This is a genomic window from Ruminococcus sp. RTP21358st1_G6_RTP21358_211008 (genome assembly GCF_040908885.1).
Classification (GTDB): Bacteria; Bacillota; Clostridia; order Lachnospirales; family Lachnospiraceae; genus Blautia_A; species Blautia_A faecis.
In genome coordinates this window covers 36,707-61,428 of the sequence record NZ_JBDGDM010000003.1, presented here as the reverse complement: position 1 = coordinate 61,428, position 24,722 = coordinate 36,707, and the positions used below count along the sequence as shown (strand labels likewise).

Genomic DNA, 24,722 nt, shown 5'->3' with positions numbered 1-24,722 from the left:
GAATGCGGTTTGGTTGGGGGTTGAAACAGCCATCACACGGACTATAGAACCGTCGGCAGAAAGGTGGAGCCTAATCTACCAGCATAAATGTAGTGGAACAAGGTAAGCCCGTATATCTCCATAAAGATACGGAAAGTAACCCGTAAGGGAAACCGATAGATGTGCGGGTAAGGAGGACGGAGAAAGCGAATGCCTTCTTGTAATGAGAAGGATAGAGAATATACTCACCCGAAAGGGGGCAGACTTCCGTCTGGTCTTATGTTGCAAGAGAATTAGCAGAATTTCTGAAAGGAGAAATGCAAATGTACGAGAAATCGTGTGCATCTTCAAATCACATTAAGAGCTGGAAGGATATTGATTTTGGAACAGCTGAATATGAGGTTAAGAAACTGCAGATGCGTATTGCAAAGGCTGTAAAGGAGAACAGAGTAGGAAAAATCAAATCCTTACAATGGACTCTGACTCATTCGTTTTATGCAAAAGCAATTGCTGTAAAAAGAGTAACAGAAAACAAGGGTAAAAGAACACCTGGAGTAGATGGCGTGTGTTGGATAAGTAATGAGGACAAATTTAACGCCATATTCACACTTCAGAGAAGAGGATACCAACCTCAACCGCTCAGACGAATCTACATTCCAAAGAAAAATGGAAAAAAGAGACCACTGAGTATTCCTACAATGAAAGATAGGGCAATGCAAACATTACACAAAATGGCACTGGAACCAGTCACAGAAACTCTGGCAGACGGCACTTCATACGGATTCAGACCCAACAGATGTGTTCAAGACGCTATAGAGCAATGTTTTGTCGACTTGGCTCGAAAAACAGCACCAGAATGGGTGTTGGAAGGTGACATAAAAGGATGTTTCGATAACATAAATCATGAATGGATGCAAAAGAATATCCCTATGGACAAAGAAATTTTGCACAAATTTCTTAAAGCTGGATTTGTGGAAAAGGGAAAACTCAATGCTACTGACCAAGGAACACCACAGGGAGGTACTATTTCACCGACGCTGTGTAATTATGTATTGGACGGATTAGAAAGATTATTGAAGAATAAGTTCAAACGGTATTGGTCGAAAGGTAGACAGATAAATCCAAAAGTAAATCTGGTGCGCTATGCAGATGATTTCATTATTACAGGAGCATCAGAGGAACTATTAAGAAACGAGGTACTACCTTTAGTAAAAGAGTTCACGCATGAAAGAGGATTAGAATTATCGGATGAAAAGACAGTTATTACGAACATACACGATGGATTTGACTTTTTGGGTTGTAATATTCGTAAATATGGGGATAAATTACTTACCAAACCATCAAAACAGAATGTTAAATCAATTATGCGTAAAATTCGTGGAACAATTAAGAAGTTCCGAACGGGCAAGCAATCCGATCTGATCAAATGCCTGAATCCTATTATCAGAGGATGGGTGAACTTTCAGAAGTATAACGTATCTTCGGTTGCATTTAGATATGTGGACTGGCAGACATTCAAGGCGCTATGGAGATGGTGCCGACGTAGACATAAAAACAAACCAGCCGCATGGATAAGAGATAAATATTTCCACAGAATCGGAAACCGTAGCTGGACTTTCTCTGAAAAGCTGACGGAGGATAATTATCTCGCATTAGTATATGCAACCGACACAAACATTACCCGTTTTACACGTATTAAAGCGGAAGCGAATCCCTACGATGAAATTTGGATGGAATACTTCGCTGAACGCAAAAATAAATCCTACAGCAATTTCAAATTTGTATACGAATGATATACAACCGGCTTATTGTGGCAGCAATAGGCTTTATAAGGCTTGAGCCGTATGATGGGAAACTATCACGTACGGTTCTTAGGGGAGGGAAGGACAGTAATGCTCTTCTCTTACCCGACTATGCTAGTGTGGAAATGCTTTATCATCCAGAATATGCTGGTAAGCCATTAGCTGTAGGAGGAGATCCTGAAGCGAGGCATGGAATTGTATTGACGGCGAATTATATTGCAAAGCAAAAAGGTGTAAAGACCGGAATGGCATTATGGCAGGCAAAACAGATTTGTCCGGAAATCATATTTGTACCACCACGGATGGATTTGTATTTGAGATTTTCACAGATGGCAAGAGAAATCTATTTGGAGTATACGGACAAGATCGAGCCATATGGAATTGATGAAGCCTGGCTGGATGTATCGGACAGCAGAAATCTGAAAGGAAGCGGAATGACGATTGCAAGAGAAATCAGCCATCGGATTAAATACGAATTGGGTGTAACGGTAAGTATTGGAATTTCCTGGAATAAGATTTATGCGAAACTTGGTTCAGATTATAAAAAGCCGGATGCAATCACAGAGTTTAATCGAGAAAATTATAAAGACAGGATATGGCAGCTTCCAGCGTCAGATTTGCTTTATGTCGGAAGACAGACAAATAAGAAATTGCAAAAACTTGGAATCCGGACAATCGGGCAACTTGCGGAATCAGACGAAAAGTTGTTAGAGAGTCATTTTGGAAAAATAGGAAATGTATTATGGGCGCAAATGGCTGGGATGAAGATCCGGTTTGCAAGGAAGGATATGAAGCACCAGTAAAGTCGATAGGTAATAGCACTACAACACCGAGAGATCTGGAAAATGATCTGGATGTCTGGATCATTCAAATAGCATTGGCAGAAAGTGTAGCTGCACGATTGCGGAAACATGGATTTAAATGCAAAACAGTAGAAATTACAGTTCGAGATAATGGATTGTATAGTTTTTCCAGACAGATACATTTACGACAGTCAACGAATATTACAAACGAGATTGTAACTGCAGCATTTCAGCTATTTAAAGATAATTACAAATGGGAACATCCCATTAGAAGCCTGGGAATCCGAGCTGCGGGTCTTGTGTTAGATGATATTCCCGTGCAGTTGGATTTATTTGGAAATCAGGAGAAAAAGGAAAAGTTAGAGAAGCTGGATCGCACTGTAGATGAGATCAGACGACGGTTTGGTTATTTCAGTATACAGCGAGCGGCAATGTATCAGGATAAAGTCTTATCCCACTTAGACGCTGGTACGCACACGATCCATCCACACAGTTATTTTCATGGGTAATTGGAGGGATAGATTTGAAAAAAGCATTAACCAGAAAACAGAAAGAAAGTTATCAGTGTATTTTGGATTATACGAAGGAGCATGGATATCCGCCGACAGTACGGGAATTTGGAAAAATGATCGGAGTAAGATCAACATCATCTGCTTTTTCCAGAATCAAACAGTTGGAGTTAAATGGATATATCCGCAGAATCCCGGCATCGCCAAGAGCAATTGAGATTTTATAGTGGGGTGTCGGCATGAACAAAGTATATGTAGATGTAGTAGCAGAGTTTCGGAAAGACGGACAGCTGGTTCCCATATTTTTTACATGGGAGGATGGAAGAAAGTATAGCATTGACAGAACTTTGAAAATCGAGCGGTGCGCCAGCAGAAAGGCAGGCGGTGTAGGAATGATGTACACCTGTATGATACAGGGGCAGGAAAGCCACTTGTTTTACGAAGTGGATAAATGGTTTATGGAGAGAAAAACAGCATAAGGAGAGATAGGTATAGACGATATTATTTGGATTATTAACCGGCAGGGATAGTCACTTTCCCTTTATATTCCTGCAGGTTTTACATAAGAAGATGGATTCCGGTCAGCAAAGGCAGCTCCCACAATGCCTTTTGGATATCCGCTTCTGCAAGTTGTAGTAAGTAATTGCTTCCCATCAAAATCATGAGATCGTGGTACCGCAGGCAAAGGATAAAAGATTTAAACCGTCACTGGGCGTTGAGGAAGAGTAGGTGAGTAATATGAGATACGAAGATTCGATGAAAGGTGTAGCTGATCAGATAATCAAAGAACAGCAGCGAGCCAGTAAAATTAAAAACAATCCAGAAGAGTTCCATTGGCATGACGAATATGCAACGTTGAATTTCTTTCGGTTTATCTGCAAAAATATCGGTAACTTGAGAAATGGAGAAATTGAAAAAATGGTCACACGTTTAAAGTACATAGATCAGAAAGCAGTGGAAAACCATGTGAATGGTGCTGTTTGGGCATTTGATTATGATAAGATGTTCTGTGTATTGATGGAAAATGAAATTTGTCGAAAGGTATGTGAAAAGAATAAATATAACAGTTGGATGAATCTGATTGGACAGTATTGTGTTTCAAGGACTTAAAGACGAAGAAAGTTGTTGGAGAGAAATAATTTCCAGCAACTCTGTCTTTAATGAATAGAGTTCATTTTTTTATTCAACTATTCCCATGATATATACAATATGTAAATGTGCAATTCAAATATCAGTTTATGCTAAGTGCAAAAATAATAATAATTACTATTATTGACAAAAGAATAATTATCATGTATAATACAGATACATAAGAAACAAAGTGTTAGAAAAATTGCTAGGAACTTGGTAACAAAAATAAATCGACATTGAAAAGGGAAAATGACTATGAAAAAATATGAATGTGAACCATGTGGATATATTTATGATCCGGCAGTAGGAGATCCAGACGCCGGTATCGCTTCAGAAACTGCATTTGAGGATATTCCAGATGACTGGACATGCCCAATCTGCGGATTAGGAAAAGATGTTTTCGTTCCTGTAGAAGACTAAGCAGAAAATACAGGTACGAAACTGCCAGACATTAAAAGAGCCTAAGAGAACATATAAAAGAAATGGAGGTCAAATTATGACTTACGATTTAAACATTACCTTTGATGACAATTTAGTAACAGGAAATAAAACAATCGATACACAGCACAAAGAATTGATTGACCGTATTCAGAACTTTGTAATTGCCTGTCAAAATGGCGACAGCAAGCTAAAGGCAATCAAACTTCTGGATTATCTTAACGAGTATACTGACTTTCATTTTAAAGAAGAAGAAGCACTTCAGGAAAAAGCCGGTTATCCAGAGCGTGAAAAACATTATGAAAAACATGAAGAGTTTAAAAAGACAATTCAGGAACTGTATGAATACCTTCAGGAGTATGAAGGACCAACAGATCGGTTCAGTGAACTTGTACAGAAAAATGTAATCGACTGGCTGTTTGGACACATTAAAACATACGACCGCTCTGTGGCAAAATTTATCTTTATGAAACAAAATCCAGATCGATGCTAAAATAAACCAGGGAACGAGTTCACTCAGAATGTAGACAACGTGATGAAGTAAACTAGGGGCTGTCATAATGCAGCCCCTTTCCTGTTATAGCGATATTCTAGGTAATATATTGCGCTGGCATGACATATTATTTTACTACTACTATATGGGAAGAGCAAGCAGTTCTTCTTTTTTTGTCCTTTTTATCCAATTTTAAGTTGTAAAGTCTCTTTTCATGCCAACAGAAATATGCTAAATTGATTTTATAGAACAAGATATAATTCCACTTATATATCTGAGGAAAATGAATGAGAGAGAAAACTATATATGAGAAGATTGCAGAAAAGTATAACACAACACCAGAAGAAGTACGCAGAGAAATGCAGATAGCCATAGATGCAGGATTTGTTAATCCTGACCCGGCAGTGCAGGAAGAATGGGAGAAAATGACACTTAAAGGAGACAGGCCCACACCGGAAGAAGTAATCAATTACGCAGTAAAAAAATTAAAAGGAAATTAAAAATATGAAGAAAAAGATAATTGCAGTAATTTCAGGAACAGCAATCTTGATAATTGCTGCAGGAAGTATTTATGGGAAATTTGAATCCAGTCATAAAGAAGGCGAACCAGATGTAGTTGGAACTTTTTCTGTAAATCGGGATGAAAATATAACCGTGGTCGCAAATAGGGAAGATATTGAGGATAGAGAAGCGTTTGCAAGAAAACTTTTGCAGATGTACAAGGATGATTCTTTTCATTCGACAAAATTCTCCACAGACAGAGGATATGCGACGAGCATTGATATGAACATCTATTTATGGAAAGAAGATATTGAAGACGGGGAATCGGTAATGACGGCCGAATATAGACCTGTAGAATACGGAAAGGACTATGATGTTGTCAATAATCCTGATAAATTTCAACTATATATAGATGGAAAAGAGATTAAATAGTAATCTCCTGAAAGCAAGCTTTTTGTCAATTATTTCAAAGAAAAATTAAAGGATAACAATACATAGTTTTGACAATGATATTTTGAAAAATTTTATAGGAATGTTCTATTATCAAATTGACATAGGAATATGGTAGCGTATAATTAGAATTGAATACACTGAAAAAATGGAGGAATTACATGAAAGCACATAAATATTGGTCAGTAGGAGCATTGATCACAATGCTTGGGACTTTTTACACTGGATATAAAAAGCAAAAATCAAGTCACAAATACTTTGCTTTAAGTTCTATGTTATGTATGGTAATGGCGATATATACAGGTCATAAAATGATTACCGGGAATAGGAAGAAAAAGGCGAATAAAGAGAAAGATACAGAAAGGGAGGGATAAATAATGTTGGAAGTAGGGGTTAAGGCACCGGATTTTGAGTTGCCAGATCAAAATGGGAAAATACATAGATTATCGGATTATACAGGAAAAAAAGTGATTTTATATTTCTATCCCAAGGATAATACAGCGGGATGCACGAAACAGGCATGTGGGTTTTCTGAGCGATACCCTCAGTTTACCGAAAAAGGAGCAGTTATTCTTGGAGTCAGTAAGGATTCTGTATCCTCTCATAAGAGATTTGAGGAAAAATATGGATTGGCATTTACACTTTTAGCAGATCCAGAGCGGAAAGTTATTGAAGCATATGATGTATGGAAAGAAAAGAAAAATTATGGAAAAGTCTCTATGGGAGTAGTAAGAACCACATATCTTATTGATAAACAGGGGATTATTATAAAGGCAAATGATAAAGTCAAGGCTGCAGATGATCCTGAAAATATGCTCAAGGAATTAGATTAATGAAGATAATATTATCACCTGCTAAAAAGATGATTACAGATACTGACAGCATAGCGCCGGATGGATTGCCTGAATTTATTGAAAAGACGACAGAGATACAAAGTTGGTTGAAAAGTAAGTCAAAAGAAGAACTGAAGACTATCTGGAAATGTAATGACAAAATTACAGAACAGAACTTCAATAGATTGGAAAACATGGATCTTTATCATTTACTTACCCCAGCTGTCTTATCATATGAAGGAATTGCTTTTCAATATATGGCTCCATCCGTGTTTGAGGACAGTCAGTTCGAGTATGTACAAAAGCATTTGAGAATAATATCTGCATTTTATGGTGTGTTAAAACCAAGGGATGGTGTGACGCCTTATCGTTTGGAAATGCAGACGAAGGTTGGAATAGGAGAAACAAAAAATCTGTATGAGTACTGGGGAGATTTATTATACCGCTCAGTGATTGATAACAGCAGGATTATAATCAATCTGGCATCGAAAGAATACTCTAAGTGCATAGAAAAATATCTGACACGACAGGATAGATACATTACGATTACATTTTGTGAGTTATCAGGAGATAAACTGGTGACAAAAGGTACATATGCTAAGATGGCCCGTGGTGAAATGGTTAGGTTCATGGCTGAAAACAGAATTGAAAATCCTGAGGATATTAAGAAATTTGATAGACTAGGCTATTCATTCCGCTCTGATTTATCATCAGATGCAGAATATGTTTTTGAACGGAAAAAATGATGATTGAATGATTATTTTAAATAAAAGGTAATCAGTAATATTGATTATTATAATAATAGAAGGAGGAACAAACTAATGAAATATGTATGTGACGTTTGCGGATGGGAATATGATGAAGAGGAAGGTTATCCTGAAGGTGGTATTGCACCAGGAACAAAGTGGGAGGACGTTCCAGAAGATTTTGAATGCCCATTATGTAATGTTGGAAAAGATCAGTTTTCAGAAGTTGAATAAAATTCTGATTATTTAAATACGGCTAGATAAACAAAAACCCTGGTGCGTGTGAGCAACAGGGTTTCAGACTGTAGACAAACTTGGTGTTGGGTGTTATGCCCAGCACCATTTTTCTTTTAAAACTTCTTTTCTTTTTATTTTCTTCAAAATCAACAAAAATCTGGCTGTGTTCCAACCTCGTTTTTCCAGGATCTTTGCCAGTTTTTTCAGATTCATGCATGCAAAGGTAAGCCCGGCTTTCATTTCCATCCGTGCTTTTTTCCAGAATCTTTGAAAAGATATGCTCAAAAAGGTCTGTATCTTTGAAACGGCGGGTATAATTCTTTCCAAATGTAGAGAAATGAGGTACTGGATCTAACATGTCTAGTCCGAGAAACCAACGGTATGCAACGTTTACCTCGATCTCTTTCATGGTCTGACGCATGCTTTTTATCCCATAGAGATACTGAATGAATGGTATCTTTATCAGCATGACGGGATCCATACTGGGACGGCCGTTATCCGGACAGTATTTTTCTTCAACCAGATCATAAATAAAATTCCAATTGATTGCTTTATCAATCAATCGCAGCATATGGTTTTGAGGTACCATGTCATCCATGGAAAACATCATCATTTGTTATCTGCATTTTTCGTCATCATAAAAAACACCGCCCTTCTGATATTTATTATATCAGAAAAGCGGTTCCAACAATAGCAAAACCCTGCAAAAGCAGGGCTTTGTCTACAGTCTGAAGCAGCTGGATTACAGCTGCTTCAGTACGTTTAAGAGTTTTGTATTATCGTCGTGCATCATGATGCAGAAGCGGACAAATTCGCCGTCCAGGCACTGGAAGGAAGAACAGTCGCGGATCATCAGGCCTTTTTTGATGCAGGCCTCAAAGACATCGGCGGAAGTCAGACCGTCCCGGCGGATTTTTAATAAGATGAAATTGGCATAGGCAGGATAAACTTTAAAAGTAGGGATATTTTGAAGTTCCTGCTCCATGCGGTCACGCTCATCGAGGATCAGATCACGCGTTTCCTGAATGTAGTCGTGGTCACGGAGCATCAGCTCTCCGGCAAAGGCACCAAGACTGTTCAGTGACCATGGCGTCTGTTTTTCTCGCATTTTGGAAAGAAATTCCATATTTCCGGTAATTCCGTAACCAAGACGCATGCCCGGTGCAGCATAAAATTTAGAAACACCACGCAGTACCATAAGATTGGTAAATTCTCTGGTCAGAGGAATTGCAGTTATTTCTTCGACATCTGGTGCGAACTCTACGTAAGTTTCATCGATCATGACAAAAATATCTTTATCTGCACAGAATGCGATCAGTTTGCGGAGATCTTCCTCCATGATTGCAGAGGAAGTCGGATTATTCGGATTGCAGAGAATCAGGAAATCATAACCGTTTTCCAGAGTTTTGCACAGATCCTCTACATCGAGAGTGAAATTTCGTTCTTCTCGCAGATGATAATATTCCTGTGTGCTTCCGGAGAAAGAAAGTTCTCTGGAATATTCGGAATATGTCGGTCCGAGAATCAGGGTGTGTTTCGGCGCACGTTCCTGAATCAGAAGTGAGATCAGTTCACTGGAACCATTTCCCGGTAAAATAAATTCAGCGGGAATCCTGCAGTATTCTGAGATCGTATTTCTGAGAGATACATAATCTCTGTCCGGATAAGAAGAAAAAAGATCGACATTTTCTGCAATTTCTTTTTTTACAGAGGCGGAGAGGCCAAGAGGATTGACATTTGCCCCGAATTTAACGATATCTTCTTTATTTAAATGATAGTAGTCACATATTTTTTCTATGTCACTTCCATGAAAAACCATTTTTGTAGTCATAAGGTTACACTCCTCATTATTTCGCTATTTACTATAATAAATCATCGAAGCGTTTTTTACAATAGACAACCGCCGAAGATGTGTTATACTAGAAAAACAGGTGTTGCTGTGAACAGCAATAACTAATAAATATGCAAGACGGGGGAATGAATATGAGATTGCAGACAGTACAGGATGCATTGAATCAAAAAAATATCAGGTTTGAATATACCGAAGAAGACGGATGCGGAAGTCTGGATTTTATGTTCCGCGGACTGAAATTCCATGTGTGGGAATATCACGATGGAGTCTGGGGTGCAGAGACAAATATCTATGAGGCAGGCAGAAGTGAGGATATTGAGGGCGATTATGAAGAAAAGATTGCCGGAGAAATTCTGTCTTGGCCGGATATGATCAATAATAGAAAAATGAAACTTGTAAACATTTCCGATGAAGGCGCAAAATATAAATGGCAGCTTTATGATCTGTATGACAAAGCATTTCCGGAACAGGAGAAAAAGCCCCTGCAGGTAATGGAAAACCTGGTAGCAGATGGAAAGATGGAGATGCTTGCAATGGTTGACGAAGATGAATTCGTAGGACTGGCAATCAATCTGATCGATGCGGAGCAGGATAGGGCGCTTCTGGATTATTATGCAATTGTACCGGAGAAAAGAAATTACGGATATGGAAGCAGGGGACTGGAGGCATTACTTAAAAAGTTCAAAAATCATAAATATATTTTTGAAATAGAAACACAGGATGAAAAAGCAGAAAATGCTGAAGAACGCAAAAAAAGAAAGGCTTTTTATCTTCGGAACGGACTTCAGGAGACGGGATTGTTTGTAAATGTGTATGATACAGATTTTGAAATCCTTACACCGGACGGTGAGCTGACTTTCTGGGAATATGTAGATTTTCTGCGAGAAGTAATGTATGAAGAATACGTACAGATTCTTCGCCCGACATTGATTGCGATGAAAAAATAATAAAAATACAAAAGGAAATTGAGGACAGGGAACGTGGGAGAAAATGTGGTTTTAGTTTATCTGGTAGTATGTTTTTTTGTATTTCTGGCAGGATTTGTGGATTCGATTGCCGGAGGAGGCGGACTGATCTCACTTCCGGCATATATGATTGCGGGACTGCCGGTACATACTGCAATTGCAACAAATAAAATGAGCAGCTCCATGGGAACTTTCGTGGCATCTTTTCACTACATGAAAAAAGGCTTTATGAAATGGAAAATCTGTATTCCGGCAGTTTTTGGTGCAATTGCCGGATCCTGGATAGGATCTCATCTGGCTCTTCTGATTTCGGAGAAAGCTTTAAAGATCGCCATGCTGGTTGTGCTTCCGGTCATTTTGTTTTATGTACTGAGAAGCAAAGCACTGAAAGGAAAAGACGAAAATGCAACAGACGTAATCAATGGAATGCTGATTTTTAAAAGTATTCTGATCGCAGCTGTAGTTGGTATTTATGATGGGATTTACGGACCGGGAACAGGAACATTTCTGATGCTTTTATTTACCGGTTTCTGTCATATGACATTAAACGATGCAGCAGGTGCCACAAAGGCAATCAATCTGACAACCAATATCACAGCACTTGTCGTATTTCTGATCAATGGCAAAGTGCTTTTGCCACTGGGAATTGCAGCAGGAGTTTGTAACATGGCAGGGAATTATCTTGGAAGTCATAGCTTTACTTCAAACGGTCACAAGATCGTAAAACCGGTTATGATTGTGGTGATCGTGATCTTCTTCATTAAAGTATTAACAGAACTGATTTGAAACACACAAAAGGGGACTTATTTCACATCCCCCTTTGTCTACAGTCTGAAACCCTGGTGCGTGTGAGCAACAGGGTTTTTTATTGCGATAGTTTGTGATGATATCACAGAAAATGATTTACCTTTTGCTTATAATGTAACTACAAACAAAGTAAGGAGGTAGTCTAAATGAGATTAAAAGATAAAGTTGCAATCATTACGGGTGGAAGCCGTGGTATAGGATTTGCTACATCTGATAAATTCTTGAAGGAAGGTGCTTCAGTTGTGTTGGCAGCAAGTTCACAGGAATCGGCAGATGTTGCTGTAGATAAATTAAAAGAAAAATATCCCAATGCAATAGTTGCTGGAATTAGTCCAAATCTGGCAAGCATGGAGTCTGTCAGAAAGGCTTTTAAAGAGGCAACTGAAAAATATGGATGTGTCGACATACTGGTAAATAATGCAGGGATTTCAGAAAACACCTCATTTATGGATTATACAGAGGAGACTTTTGATAAAGTCATGGATCTAAATGTAAAAGGAGTATTTAATACTACTCGTGTAGCAGCAGAATGTATGGTGGCAAGAGGCAAGGGGGTCATTCTCTCAACTTCTTCCATGGTGAGTATTTCGGGACAGCCAAGTGGGTTTGCTTATCCGGCATCGAAGTTTGCAGTAAACGGATTGACTGTATCATTAGCAAGAGAACTAGGACCTAAAGGTATTCGTGTTAATGCTGTTGCACCTGGGATTACAGAAACTGATATGATGAAGGCCGTGCCAAAGGAAGTTATCGAACCTATGATTGAAAGAATTCCATTGCGTCGTCTTGGACAGCCAGAAGATATTGCCAATGCGTTTGTGTTTCTTGCTTCAGATGAGGCGAGTTACATTACAGGTGTTATATTAAGTGTAGATGGTATGGCAAGAAGTTAAGTTAATGAGGTATGGTGATGTAATCACGGAAAATAAATGAAATTAAGACTATAATAAATCTACAAAAAGAAAAAGATAAGGAGGACTGTAAAATGTCTGCTATTAATATCAATAAAAATAATTTTCAGAACGAAGTACTGAATTCCGATAAACCCGTTCTTTTAGATTTTTGGGCATCTTGGTGTGCGCCTTGCCGCATGGTAGTACCTATTGTAGAGGAGATTGCAAGTGAGCGTAGAGATATTAAAGTTGGAAAGATTAATGTAGATGAAGAGCCTGAACTGGCAAATAAGTTCAGTATTATGAGCATTCCGACTTTAGTGGTTATGAAGAATGGGAAGATTGTACAGCAGGTTTCAGGGGCGAGACCTAAGAATGCGATTTTAGAAATGCTTTAGGGAGGTGTGCTAATGGGATTTTTTGATCTCTTTAAACAGTCGAATATTAATCAAGGCATAGAAGAATATAAAAGGACTGATGATGCAGTTCTGCTGGATGTACGTACACCGCAGGAATATCAGGAAGGACATATACCAGAAAGTAAAAATGTGCCGTTGCAGCAACTTGACAATATTGCTTCTGTAGCGAAGAATAAGGATATCCCACTGTTTGTATACTGTTATTCCGGTTCACGAAGCCGCCAGGCAACTGGGACACTGCAACGAATGGGATATTCTAAAGTAAATAATATCGGTGGCATTGCAGCTTACTCAGGAAAGGTGGAAAAATAAGATGAAGGTAATAATTGTAGGAGGTGTAGCCGGAGGAGCTACAGCCGCAGCAAGAATACGCAGACTGAATGAACATGCTGAAATTACTGTGTTTGAAAGATCCGGATACATATCCTATGCAAATTGTGGACTTCCATATTATATTGGAGACGTGATCACAGACCCGGAAGAACTTACACTACAGACACCAGAGAGTTTTTTTAAACGCTTCCGTATTAACATGAAAATTCATCATGAAGTTATCTCCATACATCCGGAACGTAAAACGGTTTCAGTGAAAAATTTAGAGAATGGTGAGATATTTGAAGAAAAATATGATAAGCTGATCCTCTCTCCAGGTGCAAAGCCAACACAGCCGAGACTTCCCGGAGTAGGTATTGATAAACTTTTTACACTTCGTACTGTAGAAGACACTTTTCGGATAAAGGAATATATAAATAAGAATCATCCAAAATCGGCTGTATTGGCAGGTGGCGGTTTTATTGGTCTGGAACTGGCAGAAAATTTGAGGGAGCTTGGCATGGATGTTACGATTGTCCAGCGGCCTAAGCAGCTGATGAACCCTTTTGACCCGGATATGGCATCCATGATCCATAATGAAATGAGAAAGCATGGGATAAAACTGGTACTGGGCTATACAGTAGAAGGATTTAAAGAAAAAGACAACGGAGTGGAGGTCCTGTTGAAAGATAATCCATCCCTTCAGGCTGATATGGTAGTTCTGGCAATCGGAGTCACACCAGACACAGTATTAGCAAAAGAAGCCGGTCTGGAACTTGGCATCAAGGAAAGTATTATAGTGAATGACAGAATGGAAACCTCTGTACCGGATATTTATGCTGCAGGTGATGCTGTTTAGGTAAAACATTATGTTACGGGTAATGATGCGCTGATTTCTTTGGCAGGACCAGCCAATAAACAGGGCAGAATCATCGCTGATAATATTTGTGGCGGTGATAGTCGTTACCTGGGCAGTCAGGGAAGCTCCGTTATAAAAGTGTTTGATATGACAGCAGCCACTACAGGTATCAATGAAACCAATGCCAAAAAGTCAGGATTAGAGGTAGATACAGTAATTCTTTCTCCTATGAGTCATGCCGGTTACTATCCTGGTGGAAAAGTGATGACCATGAAGGTGGTTTTTGAAAAAGAGACCTATCGTTTGCTTGGTGCTCAGATTATTGGATATGAAGGAGTTGATAAACGTATTGATGTGCTGGCAACAGCAATCCATGCAGGGCTGAAGGCAACCCAGCTGAAGGATTTGGATCTCGCATATGCACCGCCTTATTCCTCTGCCAAGGATCCTGTAAATATGGCAGGATTCATGATAGACAATATAGCAAAAGATACCTTAAAACAATGGCATCTGGAAGATATGGATAAGATTTCTAGAGATAAAAGTGTTGTGTTGCTGGATGTGAGAACTGTAGGTGAATTTAACAGGGGGCATATGAATGGATTCAAAAACATTCCTGTAGATGAACTAAGGGAACGTATCAATGAAATTGAGAAGGGAAAGCCTGTTTACCTGATATGCCAGAGTGGGCTGCGAAGTTATATTGCCAGTCGTATTCTGGAAGGAAATGGATATGAAACATACAACTTCTCCGGCGGATTCCGCTTCTATGATGCAGTTGTCAATGACCGTGCGCTGATTGAAAAGGCATATGCATGTGGTATGGATTATTAAAAATAATCATAATATTTTTATAATTTTCTCGTAATATAAAAAGATCCCCCATTTATTAGAATGACTTTCATAATTCTGATAAATGGAGGATTCTTCTTTATATGTTACAGAAAAACAATTTTATGACCTTTGGAGTGTTTCCAGTCTTTTTGGATCAAGGATTGTGATTTTGCCGCGGGAGAGTTTGACGAGACCCTCGCCTTGAAAGTATCGAAGCATTCGAGTGATAACTTCCCTGTGGGAACCAAGATGATTAGCAATCGTCTCATGAGTGATTTTCAGCTCGTTTGTTCCTTCGATAGAGGTCTCTTCTAAAAGAAATGAAGCAACACGCTTATCCAAACTCTTCCACATGATTTGTTCAATCAGCCACATGACATCAGAAAAACGGGTGGCTATTAACTCATTGGTATAGTTTGCGACGGGAGCAGATTCCTTCATAATGCCCTTATAGATTTCAGCAGGGATGATCCAAAGATCAGTATCTTTTTCTGCTTCAATGGTTACTTCAAATTGAATGGAGCGTATGATACATGAGGCGGATAAAAGACACATATCCATATCGAACAGACGGTAAAGTGTAATCTCTCGTCCTTCATCTGAAAGTATGTAGGTTCGAAGCTGCCCGGATTTAACCAGTAATAATCCAGTGCAATCCAGGTTTCCATTGTGAATGATTGTCCCTTTTTTTACATACTGTGTGATTAAATTGTCTGAAATTATTTTTTTCTGTGTTGTATTTAAGTCATTCCATAGTGGAAAACAATTTTCGAAGTTCATAACCGTTATCTCCTTTACGAATATAGTATACTTGCTTTTTTTAGATGCGTCAATTATGTAACTGGCATATGCCACAAATAGAAATAAAAAGAAGTGTAATAAAGTAAATTATCTTTTCTGTGATATCATCACAGAAGCAAGATCTTTTATGCGATATATTAAGTTCAAACAGGAGAAGGAGTTGAAAAATATGACATCAATAAATATAAATAAAGAAAAGTTTGGACAATTAATTCATAAAGAAAAACCGGTTTTGGTTGATTTCTGGGCACCTTGGTGTGGTTATTGCCGTAGAATTGGAGCGGCTTATGAAAAAATAAGTGAAGAATACAGCGATATTCTTATTGCTGGAAAAGTAAATATTGATGAAGAACCACAGATTGCAGAAGCTGAAAAGATTGAGATAATTCCTACGCTGGTTTTATATCGAGATGGAAAGGCAATAGATTCTATTGTTGCACCTGAATCAAAAATAATGATAGAGAATTTTATTAATGAAGCATTGGAAAAATAAAAGGAGGACTGCTGTATGAATGAAAATCATGTTTACGATATGATTATCGTGGGGGGAGGACCTGGAGGGTATACTTCAGCATTATACGCAGCCAGAGCAGGATTTGATACAATTGTTTTAGAAAAATTATCTGCAGGTGGTCAGATGTCATTGACCTGGCAGATTGATAACTATCCTGGTTTTGAAAATGGAATTGACGGATTTTCATTGGCAGAGAAAATGCAAAAACAGGCGGAAAAATTTGGCGCTAAAAGTGAATATGCTGAAGTTTTTAATATGGATTTAACAGGAAAGCTTAAGAGAGTAGAAACTAGTTCGGGAATTTATATTGGGAAAACAGTAGTGATTGCTACTGGAGCAAATCCAAGAGAACTTGGTCTCGCTAAAGAAAAAGAATTGATAGGTCATGGGGTTGCTTATTGTGCCTCCTGTGATGGTATGTTTTATAAAGATAAGATCGTGGTGGTTGTTGGTGGTGGAAATTCTGCTGTATCAGATGCTGCTCTTTTAAGTCGAATTGCTAAGAAAGTCATCATTGTTCATCGTAGAGATACATTACGTGCAACGAAAATCTACCATGACCAGCTGATGAAAACTGAAAATATAGAGTTTCGATGGAATAATACAGTAAATGAACTGATTTATGGAGAACGATTGACTGGTGTGCGGTTGAAAGATACAGTTACAGGAGAAGAAAACATTATAGAATGTGACGGCCTGTTTGTGAGTATAGGAAGAAAACCGACAACAGATTTTTTAGATAATCAGATAGAACTGGATAATAAAGGATATATTGTGGCAGGTGAAAACACTGAAACGAGTATTCCGGGTGTTTATGCTGTAGGAGATGTCAGAACAAAGTTACTTCGTCAGATAGTAACAGCAGTGGCAGATGGTGCTATGGCAGTACATATGGCAAAAGAGTATATGGAGAAATAATAATCAGAATTTGAATAGTGAACTTTTTATACTGAAATATGTACGATTTCAATAATGACATGAACTTATGGGAACGTATTGCGGATACTTTGTGAACTTTATCCTGATACAATGATTATGCTGATGAAAGAAGGCATTCAGAATGAAATTACACTAGAAATACTTATGACAAAAAAACATAAGAAAACACCGGAAGAAAAAGCAGCTGTTGCGAAACAAAAGAAACAACAGATGAGAGCAAAACTGAAAAAAGAAACAAGAGATAATCTGGCTAAAGAAGAGATCTTGCAAGATGACCGATTTTTCTTTATTGCCGGTTATACCTCCGGAGGTGCACCGTATGGTATCACCTTGGAGGAAATGGGTCTGAAACCTTGGGATGATTTGGAGGAAAATAAAATGGTGTAAAAGTGGTGTAAACAAACAAAAATCAGCTGTGAAGACTATTGAAAACTATTGAAAACAATACGCTTCTCATAAAAATATGCAAAAAAAGTGGGTTATTATATTTTTTTACATATAAAAAGAAATTGTGAAATTTTTATCTTTAAATGTGCGAAAATTATGAAAATTGTGCGTATTCATATACTTATACAGAAGAATTTTCATGTAATAAGGCTAAAAAATGAAGCGTAGCGGTAGAATACGGAGCTGATTTGCACAATAAAATATAAAAAAACCAGATAAATCAATACGTCATTTAAAAACAAATTCTTAACAAATAATGAATTTTGTATATATTCAAACGTTTTTGTTGCACTTCTTTTGTCAATTTGCTATAATTGGTACAATAAACAGAAAGAAATGGGAGAGGTGAACTATGAATTTAGGTATCATTGCACATAATAGTAAAAAAGTTCTCATTGAAGATTTCTGTATCGCTTATAAGAACATCCTGGCCAAGCATGAAGTATATGCTACCGGCACTACAGGAAGAAGAATTGAGGAAGCCACCGGTCTTCATGTCCATAAGTTTTTACCGGGCAGTATCGGAGGCGATAAGCAGTTCATGGAAATGGTAGAGCGGCAGGATCTGGATATGGTAATACTTTTCTATAATCCTGTTATGATAGATCCAAAGGAGCCAGACATCACAGCTATTGTAAAGCGCTGTGACCAGTATAATATTCCGGTGGCGACCAATATCGCTACTGCAGAACTTCTTATTCTTGGACTGGCTCGTGGTGATCTGGATTGGAGACTGAATCTGAAATGAGAGTCATCGCAGGAAAAGCAAGACGACTGAACCTTAAGACTGTGCCGGGTATGGACACACGCCCCACCACAGACCGCATCAAAGAAACTCTTTTTAATATTCTTCAGCCTGAACTTCTGGATTGTCACTTCCTTGATCTGTTCAGCGGAAGCGGTGCAATCGGCATTGAGGCATTAAGCCGCGGAGCAGCTCGGGCTGTTTTTGTTGAAAAAAATCCCAAGGCATGCACATGCATAAGAGAAAATCTGACATTTACAAAACTTGCAGATAGTGGTACACTGCTGAATATGGACGTGATGCAGGCCCTTCGTTCCTTAGAAGGAAAGGGCGTTTTCGAATGCATATTTATGGATCCCCCATATAACCATGAGCTGGAGCGTCAGGTTCTGGAATACCTTCAGGACAGCAGTATTCTGGATGAGAATACACTGATCATCGTGGAAGCTGACCTTACTACAGATTTCGGTTATGTGGAAGATCTTGGCTACAGACAGCTGCGTTCCAAAGAATACAAAACTAACAAGCATATCTTTTTATGCCGGGGAAAGTGAGAAAAATACATGGTAATAGCTGTTTATCCAGGAAGTTTTGATCCGGCCACTTATGGTCATCTGGACATAATCAAGCGTGCAAGCGTATCTTTCGACAAAGTAATCGTAGGAGTTTTGCATAATTCTGCAAAAAGTCCGTTGTTTTCTGTTGAAGAACGTGTTAATATACTAGAAAAGGCAACAAAAGACATGGAGAATGTAGAAATCAAGGCATTCAAGGGTCTTTCTGTGAACTTTGCCAGAGAGAATCATGCACAGGTGATCGTGCGCGGGCTTCGTGCAGTTACAGATTTTGAATTTGAACTGCAGATGGCACAGACAAACCGAGTGCTTGCTCCGGATATTGACACCGTATTTCTGACGACAAGCCTGGAATATGCATATCTTAGCTCTACTATTATGAAAGAAGTAGCAGGCTATGATGGCGACCTGAGCAAATTTGCTCCGTCGGAAATTACCGAAGCTGTTAAGAAAAAAATGCACGATTTGAAGAAATAGAATAAGGAGAGTTTACTATGAGCAGCAGAATTGAACAGATCATTGAAGAAATCGAAGAATATGTAGACAGTTGTAAATATCAGCCACTTTCTACAACTAAGATTGTAGTGAATAAAGAAGAAATCGAAGAGCTTCTTCGTGAACTTCGTCTTAAGACTCCAGACGAGATCAAACGTTATCAGAAGATCATCAGCAATAAGGATGCCATCCTTGAGGATGCACAGACAAAGGCAGATGCACTGATCGCAGATGCACAGAATAAAGCTCAGGAGCTTGTTACCCAGCATGAGATCATGCAGAAAGCATATGCGCAGGCAAACGAGACTATCAATGCAGCGAATCGTCAGGCTCAGGAGATTCTGGATTCCGCTACACAGGATGCTAACAGCATTCGTCTCAGCGCGATCACATACACAGATGACATGATGGCAAACATCGGTTCCGTACTTACCCAGACTCTTGAGGATGCTGGCGGCAAATATAAAGGATTCATCGATGCTCTTCAGGCATGCATGGATGTTGTAAACCATAACCGTCAGGAGCTTGCACCACAGACTGCTCAGGCAGCTGCAATGTCCGGCTCTTATCAGCCGGCTGATACAGAGGCTTCCAAGGAAGATGAAGCTCTTCTGGACGAGATTGGCGATAACTAATTTTGCTGCGCGAAATATAGCAGACTTTATCTGATTGCGATTCACTAAAACTATTCTATAAATGTTTTATGTGAGCAGGGATCATGTTTATAAGAATATAAGTATGAGAACAGCAGTAACTGCTGCATTCATACATTTGGCAGAAGCGTACGGATGAAGGGAGAGTTCCTTTCCAAGTACGCTTTTTGTTTGCGCCATAATACAGAATCCTCCGAATGCACTCATACACAGTGCAAGAAATACACGAAGAGAATAAGAAAACCCGGACAGCAGGAGCCCATGGAGCCCAGTGGTAACTTCTATCAGTCCGAGAAGAATATATTTTCCCTGTGCAGGAAGATACCAGAAATGACTTATGGCAGCGGACAGTATAGAGAACATAAGAATGTAACCACCCAGTTTTGCCATAGTTTCAAAACTATTCATAATGACAAAATCCAGAAGCCCGGCAGAAGTATATTCCTGCTCAGATATTTTTGGCGTACAAAAGGAAAGCAGTGAGTTTTTTCTATAGACTGTAAAGCGAAAAAAACACATGCAGATCATGTCTGATAGAAACAGAATCCCCACAAGAAAACCAATATGTAATTTTCCCTCCAGACAGATATGTCCCACATAAGTAATAAGAAAGGCCGGACTTGGATTATTGCAGAAAGTTAACAAATATTCGGCCTCCTGCCGGCTGATTTTTCCAGCATAATACAAATCTGCGGTTAATTTTGCCCCCATAGGGTAACCGGTGAGAAGTCCCAGAAGAAATACATAGGCTCCTCCTGGAGAAAGCCCAAAAACGACCTTGAAAAAAGGAGCAGTTGGTTGTAAAATTTTTGTAATCCAATCTGTGTGCACCAGAATTCCTGTAAGGATCATAAACGGAAGAAGGGTAGGCAGTAAGGTCTCTAACCACAGTTTCAGTCCGTTTCTTGCCGCAGCAAGAGCTTCGGCCGGGTAACACAGAAGGAAGAGTAAAAGCAGGATAACAGAAAGCAGGATCATTTTTTTCTTCATTTTGACCTCGTTATTAAAAATAAAAGCCCAACATGTGAAGTTATAGTCAGGTTGTGTTCAGCAGCCTGAAGTATGTTTAAAAAATCATTATATAAAATTTATATTCTGTTTCTGTCTCAAAATGCCGAAAAGATAAATGCAAACCATATATAAAATTTTGGAGGTAACCCATATGGCAATTTTAGAAAACTTCGAACCCAAAAATGTGTTTCACTATTTTGAGGAAATCTGTGGTATTCCACATGGTTCAGGAAATACCAAACAAATCAGTGATTATCTGGTGAATTTTGCAAAGGAGCATGATTTGAAATATGTTCAGGATGACATGAATAATGTTGTGATTTATAAACCTGCAACACCTGGCTACGAAAACGCGCCCACAGTCATCCTTCAGGGACATATGGATATGGTTTGTGCAAAATGCCCGGAAATCGAACATGATTTTACAAAAGATGGACTAAAGCTGGTTGTGAAAGATGGTTTTTTATCAGCCGAGGGCACTACTCTTGGCGGCGATGACGGAATTGCAGTGGCTTATGGCCTTGCACTTTTAGACAGTACAAATTTGCCGCATCCGGCTTTGGAGGTTGTTTTCACAGTTGATGAAGAGACGGGGCTTCTGGGCGCTGACGGATTCGATTGCAGCCTTTTGAAGGGAAGAAGAATGATCAATCTGGATTCTGAAAAAGAGGGCTGTCTGTGGGTGAGCTGTGCCGGTGGTGTTGCTGGAAATTCTTATCTGCCAGTCCGGCGTGTGAACGCTTCCGGCAGAAAAGTTAACGTAAAAGTCTGTGGACTTGTGGGAGGCCATTCCGGAGCTGAAATACACAAAAACCGCGCAAGTGCCAATATTCTTATGGGACAGTTTCTTTATGAACTTTCCCATGTCTGTGGTTATGCATTAAAAGAATTAGAAGGTGGTCAGCAGGACAACGTTATTACAAAAGAATGCGAAGCGGTTCTTCTTGTGCTTCCGGAAGAAATTTCTCAGATCACTTCCCTTGCAAAGAAAATGCAGAAGGATTTCCGGGCAGAATACACTGGTACAGATGATACTATTACAATTCAGATAACAGAAGAAGGGGATATGGATGCACAGGTTCTTCATCCCACCAGCCAGGAAAAAGTGCTTTTTTATCTGATGAACATGCCATTTGGTGTTAAGAAAATGAGTGGTACCATAGAAAATCTGGTGGAAACCTCCTGCAATCCCGGAATTCTGAAGCTGTATGGGGACGAGTTGTTTGTACAGACCAGTATCCGAAGCTCTGTAGGAACTGCCAAAGAGGCTCTTTCCCATAAAATCCAATATCTGACAGAATTTCTGGGAGGCGAATATGAGACTGAGGGGGCTTATCCTGCATGGGAGTATCGTAAAGCTTCTCCTCTTCGTGACAAGATGGTAGAAATTTATAAAAACATGTACGGTAAAGACCTGGAGGTAGTTGCCATTCATGCCGGTCTGGAATGTGGTATTTTTTATGAGCGAATGGAAAACCTTGACTGCACCTCTCTTGGACCGGATATTCTGGACATCCACACCAGCAAAGAACGCCTTGATATGGCTTCTGTGAAACGGGTTTGGGAATATCTGACAGAAGTATTGAAAAATTTGAAAGACTGATAATTACATGTATATTTAAAAGCCTGTTTTTCATAAAACTTTTGGCATACCCCCATTAAATAGTAACTGTGGCTGCCATAGCCTTTGATCATTCGAATCAGCTGTATTTGGAAAAATACTTTCCGTACAGCTGAATTTTTGTTCTAATTTTTCTGATTTTCCATATATTATCTGAGGGTGAAAAAATCGTTACTATTTACTGGTAACAAAAAATCATCCACCTTTTCCCATATATTAAAGAGAGGAAATGCCATGAAAAGAAAGACCGGGAAACACTTACTCCTTCTTCTTTTTCTTTTACCGCTGCTTATCTTGCTTCAGAATTTTATTCAGCAAAGAAGCCAGGCCTCCCTGTTAAAACCGGACACCTGTTTTACAGAAAGCTTCCGGGAACAGGCTTTGTCGTCTGTGCTATATGCAGAGTTAGAAGAACGAGTGCTTTCAGATGGAGAATTTGCCGATCTTCTTACAACAACTATGCTGAATGGAAAATTTTTCCCCAAATATCTTTCCGGGAACAGGGAAGCATATCTGCGCTTCAAACCAAAAGCCTATTATGACCTGAGAAGCTGTTATCTGGCTGTCTGGAAAGACCTGGAAAATTTTCCCATTCCGATCAGAAACGATAGAGAAATATGGAAAGAGATTTTTTATGAAAACACCTTTGGTGCTGCCCGAAGCTATGGTGGAAGCCGAACGCACGAAGGCTGTGATCTCTTTGGCAGGGTTTCTCAATCCGGATTTTATCCTGTGATTTCCATGACTGATGGCAAAATAGAAAAAATCGGATGGCTTTCTCTTGGCGGATACCGGATCGGAATCCGTTCTCCTCATGGAGGGTATTTTTATTATGCCCATCTTGCATCCTATGAAAAATATTTTCAGACAGGTGAAACAGTGGAAGCGGGGCAGATCCTTGGATTCATGGGAGATACCGGATACGGAGAAGAAGGAATGTCCGGAAAATTTCCGGTTCATCTTCATCTGGGAATCTACATAAATCCACAGGGAAAAGAGGAACTGAGTGTGAACCCTTACTATGTCTTACAGGCAATGGAGAAAAAAGTAAAAAAATACACTTATTGATAACAAATTTTTTGAAATATATGCTATAATAATTAAAAATATGGGCAGACACACTTAAATTTAACTGCGGAATATTTTTCATGATACAATGCCCATATTCTGTAAGGAGCGATTTATATGGAAATACAGTTATGGAGAAGCATTTTATGCCCCTACGAACTGGCAGTCAGGGAACTGATTGTCAAATTTGAACACATTATCAGCGAACATCGAGAAAATGATCTGTATTCCCCTATTGAGCAGGTAAGCGGACGAGTGAAAAGTGTATCCAGCATTCTGGAGAAAATGCAGCGCAAGCATATTCCTATGGAACGCATGGAGGAAGAAGTAGAAGACATTGCTGGAATCCGTATTATCTGTCAGTTTGAGGAAGATATTGAGACAGTAGCATCCCTGATTCAAAACCGGTCAGATATGACCATTAAGAGTGAGAAAAATTATCTGAAGCATGTGAAACAGAGTGGTTACAGAAGTCTCCATCTGATCATTTATTATACAGTAGAAACATTAAATGGTCCCCGGAAGCTGCAGGCGGAAATTCAGATTCGAACCATGGCTATGGACTTCTGGGCAACGATCGAACATTCCCTTCAGTACAAGTATAAAGGGGACATGCCGCCGCATGTGGCAGAGCGTCTGACGAATGCCGCGGATGCTATTATTTTGCTGGATCAGGAAATGTCTTCTGTGCGCGATGAAATCATGGATGCCCAGAATTCTTCCCAGATGCAGTCCAATCTTGTAAAAGATATCCTCAATAATATAGAGAATCTTTACCGCGTATCCAGCGAACGGGAGATTACCAAAATTCAGACAGAATTCCTTCGTGTTTTCCATACCAAGGATTTGAAACAGCTGGAGCGCTTTCACAGACAGCTTGATATTATCGCGGAAGGTTACCGCGCCCAGGCTGTTTACCATAATATCGGACATCAGCCAGGCAAGAGCTGTATTTCATAAATCTGTCCGAAAATACGTTACTGTTCATTT

The 24,722-nt window shown here is 39.2% G+C and carries 30 protein-coding genes and 3 pseudogenes; 29 read left to right on the top strand and 4 right to left on the bottom strand.

What is annotated here, in order from left to right; genetic code table 11:
• Positions 1-302 precede the first annotated feature (302 nt).
• From ltrA to AB5Z12_RS01800, 13 genes and pseudogenes are all read left to right on the top strand, one after another.
• Positions 303-1,772 (top strand): group II intron reverse transcriptase/maturase, encoded by a 1,470-nt coding sequence (gene ltrA, locus AB5Z12_RS01860; protein WP_173770327.1) that lies wholly within the window; start codon positions 303-305, stop codon positions 1,770-1,772.
• A 134-nt stretch (positions 1,773-1,906) separates the two neighbouring features.
• Positions 1,907-3,093 (top strand): annotated as a pseudogene (locus AB5Z12_RS01855) (DNA polymerase IV).
• A gap of 14 nt (positions 3,094-3,107) precedes the next feature.
• Positions 3,108-3,320 (top strand): DNA-binding protein, encoded by a 213-nt coding sequence (locus AB5Z12_RS01850; RefSeq protein WP_117594103.1) that lies wholly within the window; start codon positions 3,108-3,110, stop codon positions 3,318-3,320.
• Between the two features lie 12 nt (positions 3,321-3,332).
• A complete protein-coding gene (locus AB5Z12_RS01845; protein ID WP_173770328.1) occupies positions 3,333-3,572 on the top strand; it encodes a hypothetical protein in 240 nt (79 codons plus the stop codon).
• 259 nt (positions 3,573-3,831) lie between these two features.
• Positions 3,832-4,203: a hypothetical protein gene (locus AB5Z12_RS01840; protein ID WP_118583137.1), complete on the top strand. Its 372-nt coding sequence runs from the start codon at positions 3,832-3,834 to the stop codon at positions 4,201-4,203.
• 276 nt (positions 4,204-4,479) lie between these two features.
• Positions 4,480-4,644 (top strand): rubredoxin, encoded by a 165-nt coding sequence (gene rd / locus AB5Z12_RS01835; protein WP_368357230.1) that lies wholly within the window; start codon positions 4,480-4,482, stop codon positions 4,642-4,644.
• Between the two features lie 76 nt (positions 4,645-4,720).
• Entirely contained in the window at positions 4,721-5,155 is a 435-nt protein-coding gene (locus tag AB5Z12_RS01830) for a bacteriohemerythrin (RefSeq protein WP_368357231.1), read from the top strand.
• A gap of 287 nt (positions 5,156-5,442) precedes the next feature.
• Positions 5,443-5,655 carry a sporulation initiation factor Spo0A C-terminal domain-containing protein gene (locus tag AB5Z12_RS01825; RefSeq protein ID WP_368357232.1) on the top strand — a complete coding sequence of 71 codons (213 nt, stop codon included), beginning with the start codon at positions 5,443-5,445 and terminating at the stop codon, positions 5,653-5,655.
• A gap of 4 nt (positions 5,656-5,659) precedes the next feature.
• Complete coding sequence (locus tag AB5Z12_RS01820) at positions 5,660-6,088, top strand: hypothetical protein (protein ID WP_024854725.1); 429 nt, start codon at positions 5,660-5,662, stop codon at positions 6,086-6,088.
• A gap of 179 nt (positions 6,089-6,267) precedes the next feature.
• On the top strand, positions 6,268-6,480 hold the full coding sequence (locus tag AB5Z12_RS01815) for a DUF6219 family protein (RefSeq protein ID WP_005421604.1): 213 nt from the start codon (positions 6,268-6,270) through the stop codon (positions 6,478-6,480).
• Between the two features lie 3 nt (positions 6,481-6,483).
• Entirely contained in the window at positions 6,484-6,939 is a 456-nt protein-coding gene (bcp, locus tag AB5Z12_RS01810) for a thioredoxin-dependent thiol peroxidase (RefSeq protein WP_195478322.1), read from the top strand.
• Positions 6,939-7,685 (top strand): peroxide stress protein YaaA, encoded by a 747-nt coding sequence (yaaA, locus tag AB5Z12_RS01805; protein WP_118583128.1) that lies wholly within the window; start codon positions 6,939-6,941, stop codon positions 7,683-7,685. The genes bcp and yaaA overlap by 1 nt, the downstream gene beginning before the upstream one ends.
• 75 nt (positions 7,686-7,760) lie before the next feature.
• Positions 7,761-7,919 carry a rubredoxin gene (locus AB5Z12_RS01800; RefSeq protein WP_005339874.1) on the top strand — a complete coding sequence of 53 codons (159 nt, stop codon included), beginning with the start codon at positions 7,761-7,763 and terminating at the stop codon, positions 7,917-7,919.
• A gap of 262 nt (positions 7,920-8,181) precedes the next feature.
• On the opposite strand, the pseudogene AB5Z12_RS01795 reads toward AB5Z12_RS01800, so the two are convergent.
• A pseudogene (locus AB5Z12_RS01795) lies at positions 8,182-8,561 on the bottom strand (transposase); the annotation flags it as partial.
• A 103-nt stretch (positions 8,562-8,664) separates the two neighbouring features.
• Positions 8,665-9,753: a histidinol-phosphate transaminase gene (locus AB5Z12_RS01790; protein ID WP_173771954.1), complete on the bottom strand. Its 1,089-nt coding sequence runs from the start codon at positions 9,751-9,753 to the stop codon at positions 8,665-8,667.
• 152 nt (positions 9,754-9,905) lie between these two features.
• On the opposite strand from AB5Z12_RS01790, the gene AB5Z12_RS01785 reads away from it, so the two are divergent.
• The 6 genes and pseudogenes from AB5Z12_RS01785 to AB5Z12_RS01760 all read left to right on the top strand — a co-directional run bounded on the left by AB5Z12_RS01785 (position 9,906) and on the right by AB5Z12_RS01760 (position 14,863).
• Positions 9,906-10,721, top strand: coding sequence for a GNAT family N-acetyltransferase (locus tag AB5Z12_RS01785; RefSeq protein WP_368357233.1), 816 nt, complete (start codon positions 9,906-9,908; stop codon positions 10,719-10,721).
• A 45-nt stretch (positions 10,722-10,766) separates the two neighbouring features.
• Complete coding sequence (locus AB5Z12_RS01780) at positions 10,767-11,525, top strand: sulfite exporter TauE/SafE family protein (RefSeq protein WP_368357234.1); 759 nt, start codon at positions 10,767-10,769, stop codon at positions 11,523-11,525.
• A gap of 167 nt (positions 11,526-11,692) precedes the next feature.
• Positions 11,693-12,439 (top strand): SDR family NAD(P)-dependent oxidoreductase, encoded by a 747-nt coding sequence (locus tag AB5Z12_RS01775; protein ID WP_173716729.1) that lies wholly within the window; start codon positions 11,693-11,695, stop codon positions 12,437-12,439.
• Between the two features lie 92 nt (positions 12,440-12,531).
• Positions 12,532-12,837 (top strand): thioredoxin, encoded by a 306-nt coding sequence (gene trxA / locus AB5Z12_RS01770; protein ID WP_005421612.1) that lies wholly within the window; start codon positions 12,532-12,534, stop codon positions 12,835-12,837.
• 12 nt (positions 12,838-12,849) lie between these two features.
• Positions 12,850-13,170 carry a rhodanese-like domain-containing protein gene (locus tag AB5Z12_RS01765; protein ID WP_368357235.1) on the top strand — a complete coding sequence of 107 codons (321 nt, stop codon included), beginning with the start codon at positions 12,850-12,852 and terminating at the stop codon, positions 13,168-13,170.
• A gap of 1 nt (position 13,171) precedes the next feature.
• Positions 13,172-14,863: pseudogene (locus AB5Z12_RS01760) on the top strand (FAD-dependent oxidoreductase).
• Positions 14,864-14,983: 120 nt separating this feature from the next.
• Here the strand turns inward: AB5Z12_RS01760 and AB5Z12_RS01755 are convergent.
• Complete coding sequence (locus AB5Z12_RS01755; RefSeq protein WP_334285474.1) at positions 14,984-15,718, bottom strand: Crp/Fnr family transcriptional regulator; 735 nt, start codon at positions 15,716-15,718, stop codon at positions 14,984-14,986.
• A 115-nt stretch (positions 15,719-15,833) separates the two neighbouring features.
• Between AB5Z12_RS01755 and AB5Z12_RS01750 the strand changes: the two genes are divergently transcribed.
• The 7 genes from AB5Z12_RS01750 to AB5Z12_RS01720 all read left to right on the top strand — a co-directional run bounded on the left by AB5Z12_RS01750 (position 15,834) and on the right by AB5Z12_RS01720 (position 20,014).
• Entirely contained in the window at positions 15,834-16,157 is a 324-nt protein-coding gene (locus AB5Z12_RS01750) for a co-chaperone YbbN (RefSeq protein WP_005330449.1), read from the top strand.
• A 15-nt stretch (positions 16,158-16,172) separates the two neighbouring features.
• Entirely contained in the window at positions 16,173-17,096 is a 924-nt protein-coding gene (gene trxB / locus AB5Z12_RS01745; protein WP_173718989.1) for a thioredoxin-disulfide reductase, read from the top strand.
• A 117-nt stretch (positions 17,097-17,213) separates the two neighbouring features.
• Entirely contained in the window at positions 17,214-17,504 is a 291-nt protein-coding gene (locus tag AB5Z12_RS01740; RefSeq protein WP_243271409.1) for a hypothetical protein, read from the top strand.
• Positions 17,505-17,916: 412 nt separating this feature from the next.
• The gene (locus tag AB5Z12_RS01735; RefSeq protein WP_021926957.1) at positions 17,917-18,312 is read left to right on the top strand and encodes a methylglyoxal synthase; all 396 of its coding nucleotides are present in this window, start codon (positions 17,917-17,919) and stop codon (positions 18,310-18,312) included.
• The gene (gene rsmD / locus AB5Z12_RS01730; RefSeq protein WP_195590845.1) at positions 18,309-18,863 is read left to right on the top strand and encodes a 16S rRNA (guanine(966)-N(2))-methyltransferase RsmD; all 555 of its coding nucleotides are present in this window, start codon (positions 18,309-18,311) and stop codon (positions 18,861-18,863) included. Before AB5Z12_RS01735 ends, rsmD begins: the two co-directional genes overlap by 4 nt.
• Positions 18,864-18,872: 9 nt before the next feature.
• Positions 18,873-19,361: a pantetheine-phosphate adenylyltransferase gene (gene coaD, locus AB5Z12_RS01725; protein ID WP_368357236.1), complete on the top strand. Its 489-nt coding sequence runs from the start codon at positions 18,873-18,875 to the stop codon at positions 19,359-19,361.
• Positions 19,362-19,378: 17 nt separating this feature from the next.
• Complete coding sequence (locus AB5Z12_RS01720; protein ID WP_118583101.1) at positions 19,379-20,014, top strand: ATPase; 636 nt, start codon at positions 19,379-19,381, stop codon at positions 20,012-20,014.
• Positions 20,015-20,101: 87 nt separating this feature from the next.
• On the opposite strand, the gene AB5Z12_RS01715 is transcribed toward AB5Z12_RS01720, so the two are convergent.
• Positions 20,102-21,022: a hypothetical protein gene (locus AB5Z12_RS01715; RefSeq protein ID WP_368357237.1), complete on the bottom strand. Its 921-nt coding sequence runs from the start codon at positions 21,020-21,022 to the stop codon at positions 20,102-20,104.
• A 172-nt stretch (positions 21,023-21,194) separates the two neighbouring features.
• On the opposite strand from AB5Z12_RS01715, the gene AB5Z12_RS01710 reads away from it, so the two are divergent.
• The 3 genes from AB5Z12_RS01710 to AB5Z12_RS01700 all read left to right on the top strand — a co-directional run bounded on the left by AB5Z12_RS01710 (position 21,195) and on the right by AB5Z12_RS01700 (position 24,692).
• Positions 21,195-22,646: an aminoacyl-histidine dipeptidase gene (locus tag AB5Z12_RS01710; protein WP_204452122.1), complete on the top strand. Its 1,452-nt coding sequence runs from the start codon at positions 21,195-21,197 to the stop codon at positions 22,644-22,646.
• Positions 22,647-22,898: 252 nt separating this feature from the next.
• The gene (locus tag AB5Z12_RS01705; RefSeq protein ID WP_243271410.1) at positions 22,899-23,732 is read left to right on the top strand and encodes a M23 family metallopeptidase; all 834 of its coding nucleotides are present in this window, start codon (positions 22,899-22,901) and stop codon (positions 23,730-23,732) included.
• Positions 23,733-23,849: 117 nt separating this feature from the next.
• Complete coding sequence (locus tag AB5Z12_RS01700; RefSeq protein WP_118583092.1) at positions 23,850-24,692, top strand: GTP pyrophosphokinase family protein; 843 nt, start codon at positions 23,850-23,852, stop codon at positions 24,690-24,692.
• Positions 24,693-24,722: the final 30 nt, after the last annotated feature.